The organism is Bradyrhizobium neotropicale (assembly GCF_001641695.1).
GTDB lineage: Bacteria > Pseudomonadota > Alphaproteobacteria > Rhizobiales > Xanthobacteraceae > Bradyrhizobium > Bradyrhizobium neotropicale.
In genome coordinates this window covers 1-4,688 of record NZ_LSEF01000011.1, presented here as the reverse complement: position 1 = coordinate 4,688, position 4,688 = coordinate 1, and the positions used below count along the sequence as shown (strand labels likewise).

The window sequence follows — 4,688 nt, the reverse complement described above, 5'->3', positions numbered from 1 at the left end:
CAGATCGAGAGCGTCGTGCGCGGCGCGATCAAGGACATCGGCTACGAGCAGGAAGGCTTCCACTGGAAGACCTGCGACATCGAGATCCTCCTGCATCTGCAGTCGGCCGACATCGCCCAGGGCGTCGATGCGCCGCAGCCGGGTGAGGTCAAGGAAGAGGGCGCCGGCGACCAGGGCATCATGTTCGGCTACGCCACCAACGAGACGCCCGACCTGATGCCGGCGCCGATTTTCTATGCCCACAAGATCCTGCGCCTCATCTCCGAAGCGCGCCACTCCGGCCGCGAGAAGGTGCTGGGCCCGGACTCCAAGAGCCAGGTCACCGTGCAGTACGAGAACGGCAAACCGGTCGGCGTACGCGAGATCGTGGTCTCGCACCAGCATCTGGTTCCGGACCTCACCTCCAGCCAGGTCCGCGACATCGTCGAGCCCTATGTGCGCGAGGCGTGCCGAAGGACTGGATCAACGGCAAGACCATCTGGCACATCAACCCGACCGGCAAGTTCTACATCGGCGGTCCCGACGGCGACTCCGGCCTGACCGGCCGCAAGATCATCGTCGACACCTATGGCGGCGCGGCCCCGCATGGCGGCGGCGCGTTCTCCGGCAAGGATCCGACCAAGGTTGACCGCTCGGCCGCTTATGCTGCGCGCTATCTCGCCAAGAACATCGTCGCGGCCGGTCTTGCCGACCGCTGCACGCTCCAGCTCGCCTACGCCATCGGCGTGGCGCGTCCGCTGTCGATCTACAACGACACCCACGGCACCGGTAAGGTGCCCGAGGACAAGCTCGAGAAGGCGGTGGCGCAGGCGATGGATCTCACCCCGCGCGGCATCCGCACCATCTCGACCTCAACCGCCCGATCTATGCGCGCACCTCGGCCTACGTATGTCCTTTGGCGCCAGGAGAAGGCGTCGCCAGTCTCCGGCATAATCTAGACGCCGCGCTAATGGGAGCGCGGCATCTAGATAGTCAGAGAGTGGGGCATGCAAAAGACAGTTTATGTTGGGCTCGACGTTCACAAGGCCAGCATCTCGGTCACCACAGCCGAGGAGGGACGCGACGGCGAGCTTCGCTTCCTCGGGACCATCCCCAATACGTCGGCAGATGTCATCAAACTCGCCAAGCGACTGGCTAGGGAGGGTCACCGCCTGGCGTTCTGCTACGAGGCGGGCGGATGCGGTTACGGCATCTACCGGCTGCTCAGGAAGCTTGGCCATGACTGCACTGTAGCAGCGCCGACATTGATTGCGCGTAAGCCGGCGAACGGATTAAGACGGACCGGAGGGACTCCGAGAAGCTCCGGCAGCACCGCTTCGGCGACCTGACGGCTGTCTGGGTTCCTGATCCAGTACACGAGGCGATCCGCGATCTCGTCCGCGCTCGCATGGACGCCGTGATGCAGTTGATGCGGGCTCGCCAGCAATGTCTTGCCTTCCTGCTCCGTCGTTCGAGCAGACCATACACCAGATCGTCTTCCAGGATTATGTTGACGGTGTGGTCTGCCCAGGATCGGCGCGACCAGCCCGAGGGCCGGATCACGACGATGCTGCCCGACTGGTCAATGGCCCCTCTGGTCGAAGCGTTGAGAACGATCCGCGGCATCGACCTGATTTCGTCCGTAACCTTCGTGGCGGAGGTTGGAGACCTCAGCCGGTTCGAGACGCCTCGCCAGCTCATGGCCTATCTCGGCCTGGTACCATCCGAACAATCGAGCGGCACCCGCATCCGCCGCGGCGGAATCACCAGGGCTGGCAACGGCGAAGCGCGCCGCATGCTGGCCGCCTGGAGCTATCGTTATCAACCGCGCGTCGCGTCAGGCAAGACCGACGTTGTAGAGCGCCAGCCAAAACCTGTGCGGGACATTGCCTGGAAGGCGCAGGTCCGTCTTTGCGGCCGCTATCGCAAGCTCGCGGCCGGAGAAAAGAAGCCCACGCTGGTGGTCGCCCGTGAGCTCAGCGGCTTCATCTGGGCTATCGGTCAAACGGTCAGACCGGCCATGCTTCAGGCGTAAATCCGCCGACCTGTCCGGCCGGGGGCGGAGCGTAAGGTCAGGCAACCCTCGAGAGCCAAGTGGGCCGGTTTGATCCGAGGCCCGTGCTAAGTCAGAGGTAGGCCGCGACGAAAAGCGTTCATGCGGTACAATCCGCGAATGGAAGATTGATCGACCGTCGCCATCGGCGCTTCGCCCCCGACTCAACAGGAAACAAGAGTCTTCTTAACCGCCGCGCCTCCGGAGCGGTGAGAATCCCGCTGACCCTTTTTACTTGAAAAAGGACATGGAAGGGCTCGGCCTCTTCGGGGCGTCTGACCGGCTGCCGCGTCGTGGTTTTCCGAGATCGATCCGATCCGCGCCTTCCAGGCTCGATAGAAGACTATGAGGTCGCGACCATGGAAGATGCCAACTGGTTTGGTCGCCGCCTCGTCTCGTGATCGACCAACTCTGTAGTGGGCCGATAGATGAGCCAGTAGTTCTCAGGTCTGAGGATCTTTGGCGCAGGCGCAGATCAGTGACGTGCCGTAGAGATTCCTCGGCAAGAGCTGGCTTTCTATCCAAAATGCAATTCCTAATAATCCATGCAACCAGGATGCTTTGGGCGTGTCAAACGCAGTCCTGCGCTTTACGCCTAGTTTCCTCAGCAACAAGGCCGGCACATATAAAGCATGAAAGAAGTAGCAGTAGGATTTGATCGAAAGGTGCAACCTAAGCGCCAATTTGTGAAGTTCAGTAACGTCATAGCGCAGGAAGTGGCGGTAATGTTCATCAAAGTTCGACCACAGCTCTTGCCGCGCTGGCAGCGTGATGATCAGCGAACGCAGCGCTGGAAAGGCACGAAAAATTGCTTCGATGAATGTGACCGGCTGCTCGATATGTTCTAGCACGTCCAAGAGCAAAACCGTGGTGGTTCGATCCCGCAAATCCTTATCGATATCGGCGAAATCAGTCTTCAGAAAGACGAACGGTCTCGCCTTTTCGTGGACCCATGGATCGCCCAGATCGCAGCCGTGCGCGTCGAACCCGGCTTCGCGTAGGGCGCTGACGTAGTGACCCCGAGCAGCTCCGATCTCGAATAACGTACTGCTGAGGCCACAAAATGCGTGGACATAGCTTTTCAGGATGGCGCTTCGCGCGCGATGCCAGTAGTGTCGCTCGTAACCGGGCGGAAAGCATTCATCGAACTCGTTGCTCGAAAATTCGCTGCCGATTTCGCGATGATCGGAGACGCTCACTTCGTCAATCATTGCAGACCTGCATGGCGCACAGTTTGCATAGTAATAGATCTGGATTAGAAAATATTAAAGACGCCCGCTCCTACCACACCTGAGGGGTGCAGTTTGAAATCCGATGAGTTAAATGCGGGCGCTCCCTAAGCGTTTGCGGTCTCCTATGGAAGATACCCGGATTTGCGACTTAGAGCTTTCAATCGTCGCTCCTTGCTACAACGAGGTCTTGGGGCTCCATGAGCTAGTTCGGCGTTGCTGTGATAGCGCGGCCGCTGCGGTCGGCGACAGCTACGAGCTAATTCTAGTAGATGACGGCTCCACTGACGACACTTGGCAGACTATGATCTGCCTCACCGCCCATCAGAACGTTGTCGCGCTCAAGCTTTCACGCAATTTCGGCCATCAATTCGCGCTGACGGCCGGGCTTTCTGCAGTTCGGGGACGAGCCGTTCTCATAATCGATGCGGACCTGCAGGATCCTCCAGAGCTTCTAGCTCAAATGCTTCAGAGAATGAAAGAGACCTCTGCCGACATTGTGTACGGCCAAAGAAATAGCCGTGCTGGGGAGACCTGGCTTAAGACGTGGACCTCGAAACTTTTTTACCGACTTCTAGGCGGTGTGGACACTTATCGCATCCATAGGACGATGGCAGCGAGAGTGACGACGGCTCGGTAATTTCGGGCGGTCTTTTCGAAGCGGGTAGCGACGCGGCGGAACTGCTTGAGTTTGGAGAAGCAGCATTCCACGAGATGGCGCTGGGCATAGAGATGTTTGTCGAGCGGATATTTGAGGGCGCGTGACGGGTTGTTGGGGATGACGGCGAGCGCCTTTTTGGCGGCGATGTCTTGGCGCAAATGATCGGCGTCATAGGCTGTATCGGCGATGACGACCTCGGCCGGCAGTCCCTCGATCAATGCGGCGGCCTGTGGTGCATCGCCCTTCTGGCCTGCGGTGAGCGTGAACCGTACAGGACACCCCAAGCCGCGAACGGCCATATGTATCTTCGTGCTCAGGCCGCCGCGCGAGCGGCCAAGCGCCTGATCTTCAGACCCCCTTTTTTCGCCCCGGCGGCGTGCTGATGCGCCCGGACGATGGTGGAATCGACGATCAGATATTCGAAGTCTGGATCATCAGACATCGCCTCGAAGATCCGCCACCAAACACCCTTGATGCTCCATCGACTGAAGCGCCGGAATACGCTGTTCCAGTCTCCGAACGCCTCCGGAAGGTCGCGCCAGGGAGAGCCTGTACGCACGATCCAGAGCACACCTTCCACGAACATCCGGTTGTCCCGCCCGGTCGAACCCTTCTGGTCGGGCCGGCCTATGATCAGCGGCGCCATGCGCTCCCAGGCCGCGTCGCTCAACACCAAACGATCCATCACACCCAAGGCCGCCTCCCAAAAAGAAGCCTTGAATCTGATTTGCTCTCAAAAGGGAATCCTTAGAGTCCACACCGCCTA

General features: G+C 59.8%; 2 protein-coding genes and 3 pseudogenes. 3 read left to right on the top strand and 2 right to left on the bottom strand.

Annotation, left to right across the window (positions count from 1 at the left end; genetic code table 11):
* Positions 1–886: pseudogene (gene metK, locus AXW67_RS01920) on the top strand (methionine adenosyltransferase); the annotation flags it as partial.
* Between the two features lie 100 nt (positions 887–986).
* Positions 987–2,014: pseudogene (locus AXW67_RS01915) on the top strand (IS110 family RNA-guided transposase).
* Positions 2,015–2,475: 461 nt separating this feature from the next.
* Here the strand turns inward: AXW67_RS01915 and AXW67_RS01910 are convergent.
* Complete coding sequence (locus tag AXW67_RS01910; protein WP_063676198.1) at positions 2,476–3,243, bottom strand: class I SAM-dependent methyltransferase; 768 nt, start codon at positions 3,241–3,243, stop codon at positions 2,476–2,478.
* 112 nt (positions 3,244–3,355) lie between these two features.
* Between AXW67_RS01910 and AXW67_RS40020 the strand changes: the two genes are divergently transcribed.
* On the top strand, positions 3,356–3,901 hold the full coding sequence (locus AXW67_RS40020) for a glycosyltransferase (protein ID WP_082907721.1): 546 nt from the start codon (positions 3,356–3,358) through the stop codon (positions 3,899–3,901).
* On the opposite strand, the pseudogene AXW67_RS40015 reads toward AXW67_RS40020, so the two are convergent.
* A pseudogene (locus tag AXW67_RS40015) lies at positions 3,853–4,568 on the bottom strand (IS5 family transposase). The gene AXW67_RS40020 and the pseudogene AXW67_RS40015 overlap by 49 nt on opposite strands.
* Positions 4,569–4,688 lie beyond the last annotated feature (120 nt).

Bases quoted from the DNA above. Each gene is read 5' to 3' on its own strand.
- AXW67_RS01910 (WP_063676198.1), bottom strand. From the start codon at position 3,243: ATGATTGACGAAGTGAGCGTCTCCGATCATCGCGAAATCGGCAGCGAA.
- AXW67_RS40020 (WP_082907721.1), top strand. From the start codon at position 3,356: ATGCGGGCGCTCCCTAAGCGTTTGCGGTCTCCTATGGAAGATACCCGG.